General features: G+C 68.3%; 23 protein-coding genes. 7 read left to right on the top strand and 16 right to left on the bottom strand.

What is annotated here, in order from left to right; all coding sequences use genetic code 11:
* Positions 1-9: 9 nt before the first annotated feature.
* On the bottom strand, positions 10-597 hold the full coding sequence (locus ATO6_RS21695) for a YdeI family protein (RefSeq protein ID WP_088626152.1): 588 nt from the start codon (positions 595-597) through the stop codon (positions 10-12).
* Positions 598-764: 167 nt separating this feature from the next.
* Here ATO6_RS21695 and ATO6_RS21690 point away from each other — a divergent pair, with 167 nt between their 5' ends.
* Entirely contained in the window at positions 765-1,298 is a 534-nt protein-coding gene (locus ATO6_RS21690; protein WP_088626151.1) for a permease, read from the top strand.
* On the top strand, positions 1,295-1,801 hold the full coding sequence (locus ATO6_RS21685; protein ID WP_088626150.1) for a hypothetical protein: 507 nt from the start codon (positions 1,295-1,297) through the stop codon (positions 1,799-1,801). Before ATO6_RS21690 ends, ATO6_RS21685 begins: the two co-directional genes overlap by 4 nt.
* A 4-nt stretch (positions 1,802-1,805) precedes the next feature.
* Here ATO6_RS21685 and ATO6_RS21680 read toward each other — a convergent pair whose 3' ends face one another.
* From ATO6_RS21680 to ATO6_RS21660, 5 genes are all read right to left on the bottom strand, one after another.
* Entirely contained in the window at positions 1,806-2,780 is a 975-nt protein-coding gene (locus ATO6_RS21680; protein WP_254919239.1) for a GGDEF domain-containing protein, read from the bottom strand.
* A gap of 2 nt (positions 2,781-2,782) precedes the next feature.
* A complete protein-coding gene (locus tag ATO6_RS21675; RefSeq protein ID WP_088626149.1) occupies positions 2,783-3,370 on the bottom strand; it encodes a heme NO-binding domain-containing protein in 588 nt (195 codons plus the stop codon).
* 62 nt (positions 3,371-3,432) lie between these two features.
* Positions 3,433-5,199 (bottom strand): DUF4153 domain-containing protein, encoded by a 1,767-nt coding sequence (locus tag ATO6_RS21670; RefSeq protein ID WP_088626148.1) that lies wholly within the window; start codon positions 5,197-5,199, stop codon positions 3,433-3,435.
* A gap of 56 nt (positions 5,200-5,255) precedes the next feature.
* Positions 5,256-6,812 (bottom strand): trimethylamine methyltransferase family protein, encoded by a 1,557-nt coding sequence (locus ATO6_RS21665; RefSeq protein ID WP_088626147.1) that lies wholly within the window; start codon positions 6,810-6,812, stop codon positions 5,256-5,258.
* Positions 6,813-6,909: 97 nt separating this feature from the next.
* The gene (locus ATO6_RS21660; RefSeq protein ID WP_088626146.1) at positions 6,910-7,602 is read right to left on the bottom strand and encodes an HAD family hydrolase; all 693 of its coding nucleotides are present in this window, start codon (positions 7,600-7,602) and stop codon (positions 6,910-6,912) included.
* A gap of 98 nt (positions 7,603-7,700) precedes the next feature.
* On the opposite strand from ATO6_RS21660, the gene ATO6_RS21655 reads away from it, so the two are divergent.
* The gene (locus tag ATO6_RS21655; protein WP_088626145.1) at positions 7,701-8,156 is read left to right on the top strand and encodes a MarR family winged helix-turn-helix transcriptional regulator; all 456 of its coding nucleotides are present in this window, start codon (positions 7,701-7,703) and stop codon (positions 8,154-8,156) included.
* A gap of 7 nt (positions 8,157-8,163) precedes the next feature.
* Here the strand turns inward: ATO6_RS21655 and ATO6_RS21650 are convergent, their stop codons facing one another.
* A complete protein-coding gene (locus tag ATO6_RS21650) occupies positions 8,164-8,442 on the bottom strand; it encodes a DUF3572 domain-containing protein (RefSeq protein ID WP_088626144.1) in 279 nt (92 codons plus the stop codon).
* Between the two features lie 108 nt (positions 8,443-8,550).
* Here ATO6_RS21650 and ATO6_RS21645 point away from each other — a divergent pair, with 108 nt between their 5' ends.
* Complete coding sequence (locus ATO6_RS21645) at positions 8,551-9,924, top strand: diguanylate cyclase (RefSeq protein ID WP_088626143.1); 1,374 nt, start codon at positions 8,551-8,553, stop codon at positions 9,922-9,924.
* 8 nt (positions 9,925-9,932) lie between these two features.
* Here the strand turns inward: ATO6_RS21645 and ATO6_RS21640 are convergent, their stop codons facing one another.
* From ATO6_RS21640 to ATO6_RS21625, 4 genes are all read right to left on the bottom strand, one after another.
* Entirely contained in the window at positions 9,933-10,445 is a 513-nt protein-coding gene (locus ATO6_RS21640) for a periplasmic heavy metal sensor (RefSeq protein ID WP_088626142.1), read from the bottom strand.
* A 9-nt stretch (positions 10,446-10,454) separates the two neighbouring features.
* Positions 10,455-10,862 carry a hypothetical protein gene (locus tag ATO6_RS21635; RefSeq protein ID WP_141102054.1) on the bottom strand — a complete coding sequence of 136 codons (408 nt, stop codon included), beginning with the start codon at positions 10,860-10,862 and terminating at the stop codon, positions 10,455-10,457.
* Positions 10,855-11,439 carry an RNA polymerase sigma factor gene (locus ATO6_RS21630; protein WP_088626180.1) on the bottom strand — a complete coding sequence of 195 codons (585 nt, stop codon included), beginning with the start codon at positions 11,437-11,439 and terminating at the stop codon, positions 10,855-10,857. Before ATO6_RS21630 ends, ATO6_RS21635 begins: the two co-directional genes overlap by 8 nt.
* A 102-nt stretch (positions 11,440-11,541) precedes the next feature.
* Positions 11,542-12,105 (bottom strand): EF-hand domain-containing protein, encoded by a 564-nt coding sequence (locus ATO6_RS21625; RefSeq protein ID WP_088626140.1) that lies wholly within the window; start codon positions 12,103-12,105, stop codon positions 11,542-11,544.
* Between the two features lie 229 nt (positions 12,106-12,334).
* On the opposite strand from ATO6_RS21625, the gene ATO6_RS21620 reads away from it, so the two are divergent.
* On the top strand, positions 12,335-12,757 hold the full coding sequence (locus tag ATO6_RS21620; protein WP_088626179.1) for a DUF983 domain-containing protein: 423 nt from the start codon (positions 12,335-12,337) through the stop codon (positions 12,755-12,757).
* 72 nt (positions 12,758-12,829) lie between these two features.
* Positions 12,830-13,534 (top strand): NUDIX hydrolase, encoded by a 705-nt coding sequence (locus ATO6_RS21615; protein ID WP_088626139.1) that lies wholly within the window; start codon positions 12,830-12,832, stop codon positions 13,532-13,534.
* Positions 13,535-13,538: 4 nt separating this feature from the next.
* On the opposite strand, the gene ATO6_RS21610 is transcribed toward ATO6_RS21615, so the two are convergent.
* Together ATO6_RS21610 and ATO6_RS21605 are read right to left on the bottom strand one after the other, a co-directional pair.
* The gene (locus ATO6_RS21610) at positions 13,539-14,441 is read right to left on the bottom strand and encodes a DMT family transporter (protein WP_088626138.1); all 903 of its coding nucleotides are present in this window, start codon (positions 14,439-14,441) and stop codon (positions 13,539-13,541) included.
* Between the two features lie 18 nt (positions 14,442-14,459).
* Positions 14,460-15,407: a fatty acid desaturase gene (locus ATO6_RS21605; RefSeq protein ID WP_088626137.1), complete on the bottom strand. Its 948-nt coding sequence runs from the start codon at positions 15,405-15,407 to the stop codon at positions 14,460-14,462.
* Positions 15,408-15,536: 129 nt separating this feature from the next.
* On the opposite strand from ATO6_RS21605, the gene ATO6_RS21600 reads away from it, so the two are divergent.
* Complete coding sequence (locus ATO6_RS21600; RefSeq protein WP_088626136.1) at positions 15,537-16,394, top strand: helix-turn-helix domain-containing protein; 858 nt, start codon at positions 15,537-15,539, stop codon at positions 16,392-16,394.
* A 54-nt stretch (positions 16,395-16,448) separates the two neighbouring features.
* Here ATO6_RS21600 and ATO6_RS21595 read toward each other — a convergent pair whose 3' ends face one another.
* The 3 genes from ATO6_RS21595 to ATO6_RS21585 all read right to left on the bottom strand — a co-directional run bounded on the left by ATO6_RS21595 (position 16,449) and on the right by ATO6_RS21585 (position 19,998).
* Positions 16,449-17,924, bottom strand: coding sequence for a carnitine 3-dehydrogenase (locus ATO6_RS21595; protein WP_088626135.1), 1,476 nt, complete (start codon positions 17,922-17,924; stop codon positions 16,449-16,451).
* Complete coding sequence (locus ATO6_RS21590; RefSeq protein ID WP_088626134.1) at positions 17,921-18,841, bottom strand: 3-keto-5-aminohexanoate cleavage protein; 921 nt, start codon at positions 18,839-18,841, stop codon at positions 17,921-17,923. Before ATO6_RS21590 ends, ATO6_RS21595 begins: the two co-directional genes overlap by 4 nt.
* Before the next feature lie 113 nt (positions 18,842-18,954).
* Positions 18,955-19,998 carry an aldo/keto reductase gene (locus tag ATO6_RS21585; protein WP_088626133.1) on the bottom strand — a complete coding sequence of 348 codons (1,044 nt, stop codon included), beginning with the start codon at positions 19,996-19,998 and terminating at the stop codon, positions 18,955-18,957.
* Positions 19,999-20,038: the final 40 nt, after the last annotated feature.

Raw genomic sequence — 20,038 nt, 5'->3', positions numbered from 1 at the left:
TGCGACCGCTCAGCGGTCGTGTGGCCCCTGACCCTCCAGTATCCGGGGCATCGCCTTTTCGATCCGTGACCGCCGGGTCGCGGCCTGCTTGGCCCCGGCGAACTGCAGGATCCATCCGCGGCGGCGGCCCGGTGTCAGGGCGGCAAAGGCCTCGGCCAGCCCCGGATCGGCATCCAGCGCCTCGGTCAGTTCCTCGGGGTGGTCGGGATCGCCGTCCATCGGTGCGACAGTCCGTCCCGCGCGATGCAACTCGATCGCCTCCAGCAGGCAGGCGTGCAGGGCGTCGCGATGCGCGCTGATGTCCTCGGTGCTCGTGGCGCGAAAGATCCGGGCCGACCGGCTGTTCTCGCCCGGCGGTACGAGGATGCCCTCCGGATCGTTAAGCAGCACGCCCCGGAATATGCTCAGCGCGCAGAAGTCCCGGAAGACACCGACCAAGGCGACATTCTCGCCCTCCCAGCCGTAACAGGGCTGCCGCCATTTGAACGTCTCGACCAGAGGCGTCGCCAGCAGGATCTCGCGGAACATCCGCGCCTCGTCCTGCCAATTGGTCAGCCGGTCGTAAAAGACCCCGGCCCTGCGATCGGTGTTGTCCATGACGCCTCTTCCGCTCAGCCGCCACAGGATCACGCCGAAGGAACGCGATGTCCACCGCTGCCCGTTTCAGTGGCTGCAACACTGCATGTTCGTGAAACGGGCCGCGTCGGCGATTGCAATTCCCCCGCCGCAGCCGCAGCTTGGCCGGACACAGAAGGCCCCCTCGTTTGAAAATCGCCAAGACCGACATCGCTTTCATCAGCCTCGCCGTTGTGACCGGGGCGATCGCCTATCACAAATCGGGTCCCGGCGCTGTCACCGACGCCCTGACAGAAGCGGCCCTGCTGATGCTGTCGATCCTGCCGCAGCTGGCCGCCGGTCTGCTGATCGGCGGGCTGGTCACGCGGCTGGTCAGCCAGGAGAAGGTCGCGCAACTGCTGGGCGCGGGATCCGGGATCAAGGGCCTGACGCTGGCACTTGTGGCGGGCCTGCTGACCCCCGGCGGGCCGTTCACCTCGTTCCCGATGGTCTATGCGCTGTGGATCGCGGGGGCCGATGCCGGGGCGCTGATCGCCTTCATCTCGGCATGGTCGCTGCTTGGCTTCAACCGGCTGATCGTCTGGGAACTGCCGCTGCTCGGGGTCGAATTCTCGGCCATCCGCTATGCCGCCTGCCTGCCGCTTCCGATCCTCGCCGGGCTGATCGCGCGCTATCTGGTGCGCCTGCCGCTGTTCCGGCTCAAACCGCCGCCGCGCGAATGATCGGGGCGGTCATCTTCATCTGGGCGGCCGTTTTGGTGCTGTCGGTGCTGGTCTGGCGGCGCGAAGGCACGCCGGGCCTGCAGAAGGCCGGAGTATCGGCGCTCGGCACGGCCAAGACGCTGATGCTGCGCCTGCCCTTCGCCTTGCTGGCGGCGTCCTTTCTGGTGCAGATCGTGCCGGTCGCCGCCCTGTCGCACGTCATCGGGCCGCAGTCCGGTATCACGGGGATCGCGCTGGCCGCGGGGATCGGCGGGCTGCTGCCCGGCGGGCCCATGACCTCGTTTCCGATCGCCATCGTGTTCCAGCAGAGCGGCGCGGGCCTGCCGCAGATGGTCGCGCTGATCTCGGGCTGGGCCGTCTTCGCCCTGCACCGGCTCCTGGCCTACGAGGCACCGATCATGGGCTGGCGGTTCGTCGCCCTGCGTTCCGCCGCCTGCCTGACACTGCCGGTGATCGCGGCGCTGCTGGCGCAGGGCATCGCCTCGGTCCTCGGGTTGTTGTGACGCCTCAGCCATCGGGGTGGAACCGGTGCCTGCCGCGCCCTGCCCGCTTGGCCGCATAAAGCGCCTCGTCCGCATCGGCCAGCATCCGGGCCGCCGAAGGGTTGTCGTAGTCGATCGAGATCGCGGTCCCCGCGCTGGCCGATATCCCGCACCGATGCCCCTGCCAGTCGATGGGCATTTCCAGCCGCGCGATCAGGCGCGCTGCGATTTCGCCCAGCCGATCACGGTCGCACAGCCGGTGGAACAGCAGGACGAATTCGTCCCCCCCGACGCGGGCCAACGTATCCTCTGCCCGGGTTTCGACCGACATGACATGCGCAGCCTGTCGCAGGACATGGTCGCCCGCGGCATGGCCGAGCGTGTCGTTCACCTGCTTGAACCGGTCGAGGTCGACATGCATCAGCGCGAATTCCTGCCCGTCCGAAATCATCCGCTCCAGCGCCAGGTCCAGCGCACGGCGGTTGCGCAGGCCGGTGCCCGGATCGGTCAGTGCCTGTTCCTCGGCCGCCATGCGGGCCCCGTTGAACCGCTGCGACATCTGCTGCAGGGCGGCCATCGCTGCGGATTTCGTTTCGACGAGGAACAACAGCTCGACCGCCAGATCGGTCGGGGCAAAATCGGCGATGGTCAGGGTATAGTCGCGCACCGCCTCGACGATTGAAATCCCGAAGGACAGGTTTACGATCGCCCCGCCATCGGCATCGCGGGCCGCGATGCCGACCAGCATCGTCGCGGGCCGGTCGCGGAACCGCAATCGGAGCCGACGCCCCGCCATATCCGCCAGACCGGCGCCCGCATCCGACAGCGCCGGTTGCAGCAGATCGAAGCGGTCGGCGAAGCGTGTCCCCGCGAAGGGCGCAGCGGGCCTGAGCTTGGCCAGCGACGGACCCGCATGCGCGATCACCCCGGAAGGATCCACGCGTAGGTGCATCGGGCAGAGCAGGTCCAGCATGTCGTCCGTATTGTCGCAACCCGCCATCCTCAGCCCGTCCTGGCCCCCAGGTCGAATGTCCGCGCCTCCGCGAAACGGCTGACATGCACCTGCACGGCGACCTGTTCCGCCCCGCCGGTTTCGCCCCGGTGATCCAGCGTCGCGAGCGCGCCGTAATCGTCCGCCATGGCGCGCAGCACGCCGACCAGTACATGCCCGGCCCCCGGCAGGTGCGACCTGCAGGACAGCAGGTAGCAACCGGCCCCCTCCGACCGCAGGGCCAGCACAGGCAGGCGCATGTCCGGGATCGCCAGCCGTGCCCGGTCGGGCAGATCATCGAGCGCGTGAAGAAAATCCTCGAACCCGGCGCCCAGAAAGCGCAGCAGCCGCCGGAACCCCGCGCTCTTGGGGGTGGAGACAAGGTAGGTTCCCAGGTCCTCGAGCAGCGCCGGGCGGGGGCGTGACAGCCCGGTCGACAGCGCATCGACCAGACCGTCGGTCAGTGCCGGGTCATAGACGATCATCGGTTCGAATTCCGTCCCGGCCAGCCCCATGGCCCGACAGGCCGCCGCCCATGGGCCTGCCCCGTAGGTGTCCACGATGAAGCGCTGAAGCGCCTGAATGATCAGCCCGTGCATCCGTCCCGTCCTTACGCGCGGCACCAGCATCGCGGCGCGGGCTTAAGGAATGGCGAATATTCTCAATTGTCGGGAACGATCAGACGGTCGCCGAGGCGCAGGGCGCGGATCGTCACCGGTTCGAAACTTGTGGCGCCGTCGAGGATCGCGGCGATATCGGCGCCGCGCAGGTCGAGCCAGCCGGGATCCGCCATGTCGCGGGGCATCCGCACATCGACCCTGTCATCGCGGCGGAAGACATAGTGCGCCTGCGCCCGGTCGCCCGACAGGCTGGACAGGATCAGGATCTGCACCTCTCCGCCATCAGGCAGAAAGCGGTCCACCAGCGCGACGCAGGCCGGGCGCCCGTCCGGCAGGCTGCGTTCACATCCCGAGGCCCATTGCGCCAGTTGCCGGGCCGGAACCTCGCGCAGCAGGCCGGGCGGGATCGCCGCCCCTTCGGGCCGGACGGCCAGACGACGGGTCAGGCGTTCGATCATCTCGTCGGCGCCTGAATCGCGCATCGCATAGAGGAAGTCGCTGCGGGTGCGCGCGGCGCGGGCCTCCTCGATCATCCGGGCCAGTGTTTCACTCTCGGGGTGATCCTCGGCCGCGGCCAGCCGGGCCAGACCGGCGGTCCCGGCGCGGCCCCAGTCGTTCATCAGCTCCCACACCGGGGCCTCGGCGGCGGGCGTGCGCCCGTCGAGCACCCGCGCCACCTGATCGCGGGCCGAAATGCGCTCGGGGCCGAACAACGGCGTCATCCACAGCAGCGCCACACCGACCGTAGCCAGCGCCATGGCGATGTTGGTCCGACGCAGGCGGTCGCGCCACGGCCCGCCCCGGAGCGCCGCGAGGCCGTAGCCCAGCCCGTAGAGCAGCGCCACCGCCACGCCATAGGCCGCCGCCACGCGGTCGGGCGTCCAGCCATATTGCATCACCCGCCGCGCCACCGCCGCGACGGCCAGCGCGCCCAGTATCGGCGTGACGATGGCGCTCAGCCGGACGATTGCCAGCATGCCCCGTCCCTTGACCCCGGCCCCGTCGTCGCGGTCCAGCGCAGCGGTCGCCAAAGTCAGCAGCGCCAGCGTCATCGCCATGAGCGTGCCCGCGACCGACAGGTTTCCGAACAGCCCCGACAGCCCCCGCACCGGCAGGGCCGCGATGAACACCAGCGACACGACGAGGATCGGCGGCAGCAGCAGACGCAGCAGGCGCAGCACGAGGAACGGCGTCACGTAGCGGCGCAGTTCATGCACCACCGCCAGCGCGAGGCCGAGGACGAGACCGGTCAGGATGAACGGGACCGGGTCGATGTCGAGCAGCCGGTCGATCAGGCGGATGCCAACGATCCTCAGCAGCTGGTCCGACAGCGTGACCAGCAGCCAGAACACGCCGGTAAAGATCCATGCCGCTGCGTAACGCACTGTCGCGACCCATGAAATATCGAACAGCCAGTCGTATCGCCGCCAGCCGCCGGGCCCCTTCAGCGCGGCCGCGACGAACGGCATTCCGATCACGAGGATCACCGCATAGCCCGCCAGTGCCGGCGTCTCCGCGACGAAGTCTCCGGCGTTGTCGAACCGCAGGCTGGCCCAGAGCAGCATCAGCGTGACCGGCAGAACCAGCGCCACGGCGGCGACCGCCGCCTGTCGCAGCCGCACCGGGCCGCTGAGCGCGAAGAAGACGGCAAAGCTGCCCAGCACGAAGACCGACAGCCCGAGGGCGAGGCGCGAGCCATCCCATGTCTCGCTGACCGTCCAGGCCGACAGCCCCGCCAGCGCGCCGAGCGCGCTGAGGGTGATCCGGCTGGCGACCGGCGATCGGGGTGTGTCGTCCTGCTGCGTCACGTGTGGTCCTCCTGACAGTCCGCCGACTTTGACAGGACCGCCGAGGCAGGACCAGTTCAGAAGTCCGTCGGCGCCCCGCCTTCGGATTTCCGCCGCTCGACGAAGGCCGCCAGTTCGTCGCGGATGGCCTCGTCCATCGGCGGCGCCTCGAATTCGGCGAGGATGCGCTTGTAGAGGTGATGGGCCCGCTCGGCGGTCCAGATCGACCCGGCGGCCTCCCATGCCTCGTAATTCCGCCAGTCGCTGAGGAACGGTTGGTAAAACGCTGTCGTGTAACGATCTTGCGTGTGCTGTGTGCCGAAGAAATGGCCGTTATGCCGGACCTCGCGGATCGCATCCAGCGCGATGTCGTCGGGTCCGGTGGCGTAGATCTCGGGGTCCATGTAGCGCTGGATCTGCTGGATGACCTCGCAGTCCATGACGAATTTCTCGGGCGACGCGATCAGCCCGCCCTCCAGCCAGCCCGCCGCGTGGTAGATGACATTGGTCCCGGACTGCACGGCGGCCCAGAGGCTGTTCGACGTCTCCCACATCGCCTGCCCGTCCGGTACGTTCGCCGCGCAGACCCCGGAGGAGCGCATCGGCAGGCCGTAGAACCGGCAGAGCTGGCCGGTCATCTGGGTCGCGCGCATGTATTCCGGGGTGCCGAAGGCGGGCGCGCCGGATTTCATGTCGACGTTCGAGGTGAAGGTGCCGATGGCACAGGGCACGCCGGGGTTGATCCACTGCGCCAGTGCGACAGCCGACAGCGCCTCGGCCAGCGACTGCGCCACGGCGCCCGCCATGGTCACCGGGGCCATCGCGCCGGCCAGCGTGAAGGGCGTAACGATCAGGCCCTGTCCGCGCCGCGCCAGCCGCATCCAGCCGTCCAGCATCGGGTAGTCATGCTTGAGCGGCGACGTGGAGTTGATATTCGTGTACATCCGGGGGGTTGCATCGAATTCCTCGTGCGACCAGCCGCCCGCGATGCGGACCATCTCCATCACGTCCTCGACCCGCTCGGCCCCCAGCGAATAGGCGTGGGGCACCTTGTCGGTCAGGGTCAGCTTGTCATAGAGCACGTCGAGGTGACGGACCGAGGCATGGACGTCCACCGGCTCCACCGGATAGCCGCCGGCGAAGTGGATGCAGTTGAAATACTGCGTGAGTTTCAGCAGGTTGGCGCAGTGTTCTCGCGTTCCGGGGACCTTCTTGCCGATCTCCAGATCCCAGTAGTTCGGCGGAGAAGAGACGTTGCCGAACAGGATGTACTCGCCACCCACCACGATCTGCCGGTCCGGGTTGCGCGGCGTCAGCGTGAACTCGCGCGGGCATTTCGCCACCATCTCCATGATGAAATCACGGTCGAAGAACACGACCTCGCCCTCGGAGCGACACCCCGCCTCTTCGAGAATCCTCAGCGCCTCGGGGTTCAGGATGGCGACGCCGATCTCCTCGAGGATGGTCATGGCGCCCTCGTGGATGGCCTGCACGCCCTCCTCGGTCAGCGGTTCGGTCGGGCGGTCGCGGTTGACGGTCAGCTGCCACGGGCGCTGTTCGATCACCGCCGGGCCACGGCGGGCGGCATGGCCCGCACGGCCGCCGCCGCGTTTGCGTCTGGGGTGGTCGTTCATCTGCGTCTCCCTCTCGGTCGTGCCAAGAAAATCGCTGATGAGCGGCGGATTCGCTCCCGGATGCGACGGGTCCTGTCGCATTCGGGCCCCGCTGGCGTCAGTGCGTGTCGAGCCAGCCGGGGATATGGCCGATGTCGGGCAGGACGAGGTCGGCGAATTCTTCCAGTTCGCCCCGCTGCGCCATTCCGGTCAGAACAGCGACCGGGATCATCCCGGCGGCACGCCCTGCAATCAGGTCGTGGGTGCTGTCGCCGACCATCGCCACCCGCGCAGGCGTCAGATCCATCTGCGCGGCGAAGGCCAGCAGCGGATCGGGATCGGGTTTCGCCCCGTAGCCGCTGTCGAACCCGATCACCATGTCGAACAGGTCCGTCACGCCGGCCGCATCCAGATGCGCGCGGGCCGAAAACTCGGTGTCGTTGGTCATCAGCCCGATCCGCAGGCCACGGTCCCGCAGCGCGCTCAGCAACGGCACCAGCGGCACGGCGGACACCTGCGGCGCCTCGGCGGCGCGGGTCATCAGCAGCACTTCGGTTTCCTCCACCGACAGCGCCGGGTTGCCCTGCACCACCAGTTCCGCCGCCTCGCGGTTGGTCCCCGCGATCACCGGGCTGTCGGGCAGAAACGTCCGCGCTTCGAGGTCGTAACGCATCGAGTCCGCCACACGGCGCGCGATCTCGGGGTCGCCGCCGCTGCTGTCCTCGATCACCCGCCCCGCCCAGGCGTTCCATGTCGCACCGAAGTCGAACAGCGTGCCGTCCTTGTCGAAGATGATGCCGTCGATCCGCATGTCTGTCCCCTTGCCGCGCGGCGGCACCTTGGCCGGATACGCCCCCCTCCGCAAGCCGGCGCGATTGACAATGACCACCGCGCGACTAGGGATGGCCCATGACCCAACAGCCCCCCTATCGCCTGCACGACTCGCTCGGCTACCGCCTGTCCATCGCCTCGCGCCAGCAGGAGCGGCGGCTGGACGACTCCCTGCGCGGGCTTGGCCTGACGCGGATCACGTGGTGCGTGCTGCTGGCCGTCGGGAACGAGGGGCTGACCCAGCCCTCTGACATCGCGGATTTCGTGGGCATCGACCGCACCGCCACCAGCCGCGCCCTGCGCCAGATGGAGGCGGCGGGCCTTGTCGCGCGCGACACCGGCGACGGCGACAGGCGGACGCGGCGGGTGCAGTTGACCGCCGCCGGAACCACGGCGCTGACCGAGGGCACCCCGCTGGCGCGCGCGAACGGCGCGGCGCTGGCCGCGCGGCTGTCGGATGCGGAACACGCCCAGCTCAAGTCCCTGCTCGACAAGCTGGTGCAGGGTGACTCGCGCGGTCTGAAGCACCTCTGACCGTGGGTCAGGTCCAGTGGGTCCGCCCGCGCCCCTGCAGGACGGCCAGTGCCTGCATCGGCGTCTCGTAGGCCAGCCCCCGCGCGTCGCAGCACCGCACGACCCAGGCGTCGTCCATCGTCAGGAACTCCAGCACCGAGGCCAGAAAGGCCGGTTCGGTCGCACGCGCGCGCAGATCGTCCCCGCTGGCCCCCGACGCGCCGAGGAACACCGGCAGCAGGTCGTCGTGTCCGGCCAGCCAGGCCAGGCATTCCAGGGCGACGGTTTCGGCGGAACTCTGCTTCATGGGGCGGGATCCCTGTTATTTCGGACGGCTGTCCGGCGTTGGAAAGAATTTCTTAACCAATCCGAACAAAAGATAGACCAATCGTTCACGCGCGTCGAAGGCTGCTTCATGGTCGGCACCGCCATAGTCATTGATGAATCGGCGACCAATCGGATCGTCCTGAAGGTTCAGCTTAACGCGACCTTTCCCACGATTCTGCAAGCCTCTGACTGGGCGGAGGCACAGGCGCAGCTGGATGGACGGCGGCCGGACGTGGTGATGGTGTCGGACACCCTGTCCGGCACCCCTGCCGAGGACCTGATCCGCGACCTGCGCAAACGGCCCGACACCGGAACGGCGGCGATCGTCGTCCTGACACAGCGCAGCGACCGCACCACCCGCGCACGGATGCTGGCGGCCGGCGCCGATGACGTGTTCTTCCGCACGCAGCCCGAGGTGCTGATGCACGCCCGCCTGCGCAGCCTGATCCGCACCCACGGGACCGAGGACGAGATGCGGCTGCGCGACCTGACCGGCCGCAGCTTCGGCATGGCCGAGCCGATGTCCGAGTTCGAACAGCCGGGCACCGTGTCGCTGGTCACGCGGCGCTCCCCGACCGCGCTGGACTGGCACCACGCCCTGTCGCGCCTGTCCCGGCACCGGTTCATGCCATTGCCGATCAACGAGGCGCTGCGCTGGCTCAAGTCCGGCAACGCCCCGGACGTCGTGGTGATCGACCTCGACGGGACCGAACGCAAGGCGGTGCTGCGTCTGATCGCGGACATCCGGTCGCAGCGGTCGACCCGGCACGCGGAAGTCCTGCTGCTGACCGCCGATCACCGCAATCCGGTGGCCGCGGATGCGCTGGATCAGGGCGGCAGCGCGCTGTTGCCCTTCGGCTTCGACCCGCGCGAGGTGCTGGGCCGGACCGAGATCCTGCTGCGCCGCAAGCGCAGCGCCGACCGGATGCGGCGGCGGGTGCAGGACGGACTTCGCGCCGCCGTCACGGATTCGCTGACCGGCCTGCGCAACCGGCGTTACGCGGAAAGCTACCTCGACCAGCTGGTCGAGGATGCCGCGCTCGGCGGGCGGCCCTTTGCGCTGGCCCTGGCGGACATCGACCACTTCAAGCGGGTGAACGACACCCACGGTCATCCCGCGGGCGATGCGGCGCTGGTCGTGCTGGCCGATCTGTTGCGCGACAACCTGCGGACGTGCGACCTGGTCGCGCGCTTCGGCGGAGAGGAGTTCCTGATCGTCATGCCCGACACCCGCCTGCCCGAGGCGCAGCGCGTCGCCGACCGCCTGCGCGAAGAGATCTCGCGCGCGGCGGTTCCGGTGCCGGGCGGGTCCGAGGTGCTGCACCTGACCGTCAGCATGGGGCTGAGCGCCAGCCTGCCCCCCGGCCCCGGCGCGGTGGAACGGATGATCCAGCAGGCCGACCGCGCGCTTTACGCGGCCAAGGGCGCCGGACGGAACCTCGTCGCTGTCGCGGCGGGCTGACCCCGCGCTCAGTCCTTGTCGGACCGGCGGCGGTTCATGCCCTCCTCCAGCCGGTCGGCAAAGGCCCGGCGCTCGTCCGGGGACATCTCGCGCAGGCGCTTCATCAGCAGGTCCTGCCCCAGACGCTGCCGCTCGACCGCCATCTGGTACTGGCGGTTCAGGCTGTCCTCGACCACCGTCGGGTCATAGGGATCGGCCCGCAGCGCCTGCACGACGGTCGCGAACTCGGCCCGCATCTCGTCACGCGACGGGCGGCCTTCGCGGTAGGCGGCGCGCAGCTCCTGCCAGATCGCGCGCTTGTCCTCGCGCGTCAGCGCACCGGTCAGCGGGCCGCCATAGCGGTCGACACGGGGCGGCTTGCGGTGATCGCCGTCCGGTCCGTGGAACAGGGCCAGCCCTCCGGCGACCCCCACGATCAGCAGGTTGAGCGCCAGCGAGGCGGCAAAGAGGACCTTGAGCCATGGCCGCAGCCGGGTCGGTTTCGCATCGGGCGCGGGCGTCATTTCGGGCTTGTCGTTCATCTGCCTCTCCTACTGCTCCGCCGCCAGATCGTCCCAGACCGAGGCCACATCGACCATGTAGAGATCGGTCGAGGCCGTCGTGAGCCCCAGCGTCGTGGCCCCCTGCGTCAGCAGGTCCGGGGTGTTGATCCCGATAAACACCCCGAACACGGCGACCGAGGCCAGCCCCGCCACCGAAGGATACCCGCCGACTGCATCGAGGAACTGCCGCCAGAGGCCGGGGCGCCATCCGCGCACAGCTTGCCGTGCCGGCGCCGTGACCGGCACCGCGTCTCGCCGGGCCGCCTGTTCGTCATAGGCATCGCGCAGCATCCGCGCCGCCAGCCCCTCGGGCATGTCGCGCGGGGTCGCGCGCGCCTGATCCAGCAGCGCGTCGATCATCCGGTCCGTGTCGTCGGGTCCGCCTTGCCTAGTCATCCGCATACCCCAGGTCCTCGCGCCGTCCGGCCAGAGCCGCAGCCAGCGCCCGCTTGCCCCGCGCGGTGAGCGATTCCACCGCCTCGGTGCTGATTTCCATGATCTCGGCAATCTCGGGATTGCCCAGACCTTCGATGTGCCGCAGCACGACGGCCTGCCGCTGCCGGTCCGGCAGGGTGGCAAGTGCCTCGTCCAGCGCCTGCATCCGCGCCTTGTCCTGCAACTGCCCCGCTGCACTCGGCGCCGGATCCGCCGGTTCCGCGATCGCGTCCAGAGCCGTGTGCCCGCCACGCGCCCGCCGCTTGCGGTCGATGCAGAGGTTGGCCGTCACGCGATAGAGCCAGGTCGAAACCTGCGCCTCGCCCGCCCGCCACTCGGGCGCGATGCGCCACAGGCGCAGCATCGCCTCCTGCGCCACATCCTCGGCCTCGGCCGCGTCGCCCAGCAGACGGGCGGCATGGCTGAAGACCCGCGGCCCCAGCCGCGCCGTCAGCAGGCGCGCGGCCGCGGCGTCGCCGGCCGCATAATGCGCCAGCAAGGTCTCGTCGTCGCAGTCGCTCAGGGCGTCCAGGGCCATACCGGTCATCGTCCCGCGGGCGTATTCCATTCCCGCCGCCCCGGCAACGCCGGAGCGGGGTCGCACGGGCCGGAGGCGTCATCCCCCCGGCCCGCACCGCTGTCACTTCGTGTCGCGCCCGTCGCGCCATTTGCGCTCGTGCCTGTGTTCACCACGCTCGCCATGACCCCGACGTTCGCGGCGGTCCTCGCGCATCTTCTGCATCTCGGCGAATTCCTCTTCCGAGATCATCCCGTCGCCATCCGCGTCGATCCGGTCGAACATCCGGGTCTGCGTCCGCTCGGGCGGCATCATCTCGTCGATGCCGATCTTGCCGTCGTCGTTGTCGTCAACGCGTTCGAGCATCCGGTCATACATCCGCGACCGGCGCTCGGCCCGACGCTCGGCGTCGCGCTTCTCCATGTGGGCCAGCATCTCTTCCTTGCTGATCGCACCGTCGCCATCGGTATCCGCCGCGCCGAAACGCGAGGTGGCATAGGCCTGCATCTCTTCCTTGGACAGCTGCCCGTTTCCATCGGTGTCGGCAGCCGAGAAATCGAACTCCGGCCCGCCGAATGCACCTTGCATCCCGTGCATGCCACCCGGACCACGCTGGTCCGCATAGGCCGCACCGCCTGCCATCATCGCGATCATGGCCGCTGCGGCCGTCATCGTCATCGTCTTCATCCTGTAGTCTCCTCAGAAGCTCGTTTTGCCCTCGGTCGCGAAACCGTTTCTTCGTCCGATTTCAGTACTGATACGGGCGGGCTGACGGGTTCCGTCGCGATCCGTCGAAAATTTTCGCGACGCGCCGCACCCGTGGGACAATCCGCCCTCTTCCTTCCCGGGCACCAAGCATTAGGTTCGGGACCAGACGAATATGAGTGCTCCCATGACCGCGACAGTCCATGCCGACATGACCCAGACAGACATGAACCCCGCAGCCCGCGACACCAGACGCGCCGTCCTGAACGGGTTCCGCCGTCGTTGCCCGAACTGCGGCTCCGGGCCGCTGCTCAAGGGCTTCCTGCAGGTCCGCGACCACTGCTCGGTCTGCCGGGAGGAGTTCAGCCACCACCGCGCCGACGACGGCCCGGCCTATCTGACGATCCTCATCGTCGGCCACCTGATGGCCCCCTCGATGCTGATCGCCTTCACGGCCCTGCGCCCCGAACCGCTGGTGCTGTTCACCGCGTTCCTGATCGGCACCGTGGGCCTGTCGCTCTACCTGCTGCCCCGGCTCAAGGGCGCGCTGATCGGCTTCCAGTGGGCGCGGTTCATGCACGGCTTTGCCGATGCGCGCGACGGGCGGGCCACATCCTTGCCGAACGGCAGGTGAGCGCTTGGCACCGGTAACGCCGCGCGCTAGGGTCGCGCGGCAGGGCGCACGCGACGCCGCCGGGAGAAGCACATGATCGACAAATCCGCCATTCGCAACGCAGCCACCATCATCGTGCTGAGGGACCGCGCGACCGCACCCAAGGTGCTGATGGGTCAGCGGGGTGCCAAGGCGGTGTTCATGCCGTCCATGTTCGTCTTTCCGGGCGGCGCGATGGACAAGGGCGATGCCGACGTGCCGCTGGCCGGCCCCCTGCCCGACCTCTGCGCGACCCGCATCGCCGAAGGCTGCGAGGACGACCTGAGCCACGCGCTTTCGGTCGCCGCCATCCGCGAGTTGTGGGAGGAAACCGGCCAGATCCTCGGCACCAAGGCCGACTGGCCCGGCACCCCGGCCGAGGACTGGACCGAATTCGCCGCCACCGGCCACATCCCCGACGCGACCAACCTGCAGTTCGTGTTCCGCGCCATCACCCCTCCGGGCCGTCCGCGCCGCTTCGACGCGCGGTTCTTCCTGACCGATGCCGAAACGCTGCAGACCGACCCGGACGACTTCAGCCGCGCGCAGGACGAACTGTCGCTGCTGCAGTGGATCCCGCTGGAACAGGTGCGCGAGTTCGACCTGCCCTTCATCACCGAGGTCGTCCTGGCCGAGGTGGCGCAGCGCGCCGCCGACCCGACCCCGCCGGAGTCGGTGCCGTTCTTCTCCAACAACGACGAGAACCGCGCCTTCACCCGGCTCAAGGGGATGATCAGGCGCGGCGAGCGGGCCGACTGACGGCTCAGACCAGCAGGATCAGCGACAGCACGGATGCGGTGATCAGGCCGATCCCGACGATTTCGCGCGACGAAAGCCGTTCGCGGAAGAACAGGTAGCCCGCCATCAGGCTCAGGATCACCTCGCTCTGCCCGACGGCATAGACGTAGGTCGCGTTCTGCAACGTGAAGGCGGTGAACCAGCAGACCGAGCCGAAGAGCGAGGTCAGCCCGACCAGCCCCGCCGTCCGCCATGCGCCGACCACGCGCCCGATCTCGCCCGGTTCGCGCAGCCGCAGCCACAGGCCCATGCCGATCAGTTGCGACATACCGACCGCCGCCAGCGTGACGACGGCCCGGACCAGCGGTTCGTCCGCCGCGATCTCAAGCGTCGCGCCGCGATAGCAGACGCCGGACAATGCGAACAGCACGCCCGACCCGATCCCCAGCACCGCCGCCCGGTTGCCGATCCGCCGCCAGAGCGGCGCGTCGCCGCCCGGCAGGTCCGACAGCAGCAGCACCCCCGCCAGCCCCACCATGATCGCGACCAGCGCGGGCAACGACACCCCCTCGCCCAGCACGGCGAGGGAAACGATGGCGGTCAGCAGCACCTCGGTCTTCTTCAGGGTCACGCCGACGGCGAAGTGACGGCTGCGAAAGATCAGCAGGACAAAGACGGTGGCGAAGATCTGGGTGATCCCGCCGACCCATGCGTAGAGCCAGAACGTCAGCGAGAAATGCGGCCAGTCCAGCCCGTAGATGTTCAGCAGGAAAGGCACGGCGGCCAGCACCAGCGGCGCGGAGTAGATGAAGCGCGCGAATGTCGCCCCGCTCGCGGAGAGGGAAGACGTGCTCAGCTGTTTCTGAACCATGAAGCGCAGGGTCTGGAAGACCACCGCGCCAAAGGTGAAAAGGACCCAGGTTTCCATCCCTCGGGCTATGCGCCTTTATTTGGAGCGCGACCAGAGAGGATGCGGCACAGGGTCCTTTGCACGAAACAGGTGCCGGCGGAAAATCTCGGCGTAGGAGGCGTAGCGATAGCCGTCGTTCCGCGCGAGATAGCGGTCGCGGTTGTCGCGGTAGAGCTCGGGCAGCTTGTACCAGGGTGTCCGCGGATGCATGTGATGAACGACGTGCAGGTTGTTGTTCAGAAACAGAAAAGCCAGGATTCCCCGGTCCTCGATGATGACCGTTCGACCCCGCGCGCGCTCGTGCGCCTGATGTTCGAGGAAGGTGCGGATCTTGAGCACCGCCAATGCCGCGTAGGCCGAGACGAGGTAGGCCCAGACAGGCATGTCCGCCACGAATACCAGCCATGCAGCGACCACTGCGACCGCCGGCAGATGCCAAAGCCAGCCGCTCAGCACGCCGGGTTTGCGGTTGCGGATCGCGCGCCAGTCCGACGCCATGAAGGCGACCTGCCCGACCGCCGGTCCAATCAGCAGCCGCCCCGCCAGCGTGTTGTTGAACGACAGCACCGCCCGCCGCACCGGGCCGAGCGTCGCCCAGACCTCCGGGTCGAGGTAGTTGCTCTCCGGATCGTCATAGGGATCGGTCAGGATCGCGTCCTGGTGGTGGTCCAGATGCGTGTCGCGGAACCTGCGGTAGGGGATCAGCAGGGTCAGCGCGGGAAAGACCAGCGCTTCGTTCAGGTATTTTGATCGGAACGGATGCCCGTGGATCATCTCGTGGCTCAGCGACGAATGCAGGGCTATGGCCAGAACCGTCAGCACGATGGCGGCAGGCAGCCAGAGCGTGGCGAGCCATGTGGTGCCCAGCCCCCAGGCGAAGTAACAGGCCGCCAGCAGTGCCAGCGTTGGCCACTCGAAGCGGCGGCGATAGAATTTCTCTTTCCAGACAGAGATATATGACTGCGTCTTGACGCTGTCGGCCATGTTGGATCGGTCCCATACCCTGCGCCCGATCTTTGCGCCGGGCGTCATGGAAATGTTACGCAATCCGGATGCGGCGGTGCAGCAGGGATATGGTGCACAAATCCTTCGTTTGGTGATAATATCCATCGCATGACGAAGAAACTCGACAAGCTTACCCGCGCCGCGCAGTTCCGCGCCCGGCTGGCGCAGGCCCTCGCCTCAACCGGCATGTCGCAGGCCGAACTCGCCCGGCGGATCGCGGTCGACCGTTCCACCGTCTCGCAGCTTCTTGGGGGCGACGGCGCGCGGCTGCCGAATGCGCAGGTGGTGGGTGAATGCGCCACGGCGCTCGGGGTGTCAGCGGACTGGCTGCTGTCGCTGTCCGACCGGCCCGAGACGGCGGCGGACCTGCTGGCGACTTCGATGACGCTGACTGCGGCCGAGCGGGCGCTGGTCGACGAACAGATTTTCGCCTGGCACCGCGAGGCAGAGGGCTACAAGATCCGCCACGTTCCAGCCGCCCTGCCCGACATGCTCAAGACCGACGCGATGCTGCAATGGGAATATTCCCCCCATCTCGGGCGCAGCACGGTGCAGGCGATCCGCGCGTCCAATGCCCGTCTGGACTGGATGCGCGGCGCGCGGTCGGATTACGAGATCGCGATGCCGATGCACGAGATCGAAAGTTTCGCCCGAGCCGAGGGCTACTACCGCAATATCCCGGCCGAGATCCGAGAGGCGCAACTGACCCGCCTTGTCGAACTGACGACGAACCTCTTCCCGCGCCTGCGCCTCTTCTTTTTCGACGCCCGCCGCCTGTATTCCGCGCCGATCACCGTGTTCGGCCCGCTGATGGCGGTGCTCTATGCCGGGCGCAATTACATCGCCTTTCGCGACAGCGCGCGGGTCGCTGCGCTGACCGAGCACTTCGACCAGCTGGTGCGCGAGGCGCGGATCTCCGACCGCGAGGTCACAGCCTACCTCGTCGGTCTGCGGCGGACGATCTGAGGCCGCGCTGCGCCGGCCTTGCGCAACGCACGCGTCAAGGCCACGCTGCTGCGTTTACCGAGGCTGACCGACCGCCCGCCCCGCGCCATCGGGCTCCGGCAGCGCCGCCTGCGCCTCGGCCAGTTGCCGCATCGCCGCCGCGACGGCAGGCTCCGCATCGCACACCCGCCGCGTTTCGAGATCCACATGCAGCAGCATGTGTTCCCCGGTCGCCAGCAGACGGTCGCCCGACGTCATCTCGTGCCAGATCCGCATCCGCTTGCCGTCGCCCGCCAGCAGCCTACTGCGAATCTGAAGCGGCGCGCCCGCCTTCACCTCGTCGATGTGGCGAATATGGGTCTCGACGGTAAAGAAACTCTTGCCGGCCGCGACATATTCGGGATCGCAGCCGATGATTTCCATGATCCGGTCGGTCGCATTGCCGAAAGCGTGCAGATACTTCCCCTCGGTCATGTGGCCGTTGTAGTCCAGCCAGTCGAGCGGCACCGCCCGATCCATGGTCAGGACGGGCTGCGACAGGTCCGCGATATCGGCCAGCTGCCGCGCCATCGCCCGCCCCGCCTCACGCGCGCGGTCCGCCTTATTCAGCATGTCCCCCGCGCCCCAGCCCTCGCGCATCAGCGACCGCATGATGCCGACGAGGTTCCGGTCGCGCGCCGATTGCAGATCGTCCAGGCTCAGATGTCCGGACTGGTCGTCCGACTGCTCGGCGATCTTGTGGATCAGCTCGTCGGTCAGCTCGGGCACATCCATCAGCTTGGTCCAGGGCCATTTCAGCGCGGGGCCGAACTGCGCCATGAACTGCGCCATGCCGCCGGGACCGCCCGCGATGCGGTAGGTCTCGAACAGCCCCATCTGCGCCCAGCGCAGGCCGAAGCCCATGCGGATCGCCTCATCGATCTCCTTGGTGGTGGCCACATCGTCGCGCACCAGCCACAGCGCCTCGCGCCAGACTGCCTCCAGCAGGCGATCCGCGATGTGCGCCGGGATCTCGCTGCGGACACGCAGCGGATACATCCCGAGGCTACTCAGGATTTCCTGAGCGTTGTCAATCATGTCCGGGTGGTTCTTGCCGCTGTGCACGACCTCGACCAGCGGCACGAGATAGACCGGGTTGAACGGATGCGCGACGAGGATCTGGCCGGGATTGTTGGAATGGGCCTGCAGTTCCGAGGGGGTGAAGCCGGAGGTGGACGACGCGAGAATCGCACTCTCCTCGGCATGTTCCTGAAGCTTCTGGTAGATCGTCTGCTTCAACTCCAGCCGCTCGGGCACGCTTTCCTGGATCCAGGCCGCGCCCGCGACCGTTTCGGACATCAGCTTGCAGAAGGTCAGTTCGCCCTCGGGCGGCAGCGCCACGTCGCCAAGGCCGGGCAGCGCCAGCCGGGCGCGGTCGATGATCGCGCCGACGCGCTCTTCCGCCCCCGGTTCGGGATCGAAGACGCGAACGTTCCAGCCGTTGAGCAGGAACCGTGCGGCCCAGCCGGCGCCGATGACGCCGCCGCCGATGATCGCGGCCGTCTGGGTCATGCGGCCGCCCCCACAGGCGCGCGCTTGGTCAGCCCCAGCCGATCGCGCATGTCCTGCGCCGTCATCACACGGGCGCCCATCCGCTCCACGATCTCGACCGCGCGGGTGACGAGGTCGGCATTCGTCGCCAGCACACCGCGGTCGAGCCAGAGGTTGTCTTCCAGACCCACGCGAACGTGGCCGCCCGCCAGAACGGCGGCGGCGACATAGGGCATCTGGTTGCGCCCCAGCGAAAACGCCGAAAAGGTCCATCCGGCGGGCAGGTTTCCGACCATCGATAGCAGCGTCGGCAGGTCATCGGGCGCGCCCCACGGCACCCCCATGCAAAGCTGCACCAGCGCGGGATCGCGCAGGATTCCCTCTTCGGCCAGTTGCCGTGCGAACCAGAGATGGCCGGTGTCGAAACATTCGACCTCGGGTGTGACCCCCATGTCGCGGATCATTGCCCCCATCGCCCGCAACATGCCCGGCGTGTTAGTCATGACATAGTCGTTCTCGGCGAAATTCATCGTGCCGCAGTCGAGCGTGCAGATCTCGGGAAGGCATTCGGCCACATGCGCCAGCCGCTCCTCGGCGCCGATCATGTCGGTGCCCGGCCCCGGCGGCAGCGGATTCTCCGTCCCGCCGAGGATCAGGTCGCCCCCCATGCCCGCGGTCAGGTTCAAGACCGCATCGACATCGGCGTCGCGAACCCGGTCCGTGACCTCGCGATAGAGCTTCGGATCGCGCGACGGCGCACCGCTTTCGGGATCGCGGACATGGATATGGACGGCGGCGGCCCCGGCGCGGGCGGCGGCGATGGCGCTGTCCGCGATCTCTTTCGGCGACCGCGGGACATGCGGCGACCGGTCCTGCGTCTGGCCCGAGCCGGTGACGGCACAGGTGATAAAGACCTCGCGGGTCATGGCAAGTGGCATCGTGTCTCCCCCGGACCGTGGCAGCGGTCCTGCAGGTCACGATGGAACGGAGGCCCCGCTCGTTTCGCAAGTCACAAAACGACGCGCGCCGTCGATTTCCGGGCAGCGTGGCGTCAGAACGGCATCGGGTGGTCCCGGTGCAACGCGTCAATGGCGGTCCGTACGTCGGGTGTGAGGGTCAGGTCGGTCTGGGCGAGGATATGGGCGAGCTGTTCCGACGTGGTCGCCCCGAAGACGACCGACGTGGTGAAGGGCCGACCGGCCACCCAGGCAAGCGCCATGCCGATCGGATCGAGCCCCGCCCGTTCGGCCAGCCGGACATAGGCGTCGGCCGCGCTCCGGGCCCGGTCGGTCAGGCGTCCCGCAAGGGTGGGCACCACCGCGGTGCGGGCACCGGCGGGCAGCGGACCGTCACGATATTTCCCGGTCAGCAATCCCCAGGCCAGCGGCGCAAAGGCCAGCAGCCCCAGATCCTCGTTGACGGCCAGTTCCGCAAGGTCGGTATCGAACGCCCGGCACAGCAGCGAATATTCGTTCTGCACCGTAACCGGACGCGGCCCGGCCCCGGCATCCGCGAGGGCCAGCCATTGCGCCATGCCCCAGGCGGATTCGTGGGTCAGGCCGAAATGCCGTATCGTTCCGCGCCGCACCTCGTCCTGCAACGCGCCGAGGCAGTCGGCCATGTTCTGCCGGACGGCGGCGGCGCTCTGGCCCGCAGGATCGTAATCCCAGTTGCGTCGGTTGTGATAGGCACCCCGGTTCGGCCAGTGGAACTGGTAAAGGTCGATGTAATCGGTCCGCAGCCGCCGCAGGCATCCTTCCAGTGCGTCCCGGATCGTCGCGGGGGTGATCGCGGCTTCGCCACGGACCATGCCCAGTCCCCGCCCCGCCTGCTTGGTGGCCAGCGTGACTTCGCCCCGGCGCCCGTTGCGTTCGAACCAGAGCCCGATGATGCGTTCGGTCCGGCCCACGGTTTCGGCGCGGACGGGGGCGACGGGGAACACCTCGGCCGTGTCGAGGAAGGTGATGGCGTGATCCAGCGCCATGTCGATCTGCTGATGCGCCTCGCGCATCGGGGTCGGCCCGCCCCATGTCATCGACCCGAGGCAGTATCGGCTGACGCTGGTTCCGGTCCGTCCGAGCGGGGATGTCTGCATATGTTTCCGCCTCCGCCCCCTGTCATAGTCGCCTCTGGTT

It is taken from the genome of Oceanicola sp. 22II-s10i, assembly GCF_002210105.1.
GTDB lineage: Bacteria > Pseudomonadota > Alphaproteobacteria > Rhodobacterales > Rhodobacteraceae > Pseudooceanicola.
This window is presented reverse-complemented; position numbering and strand designations above follow the sequence as displayed.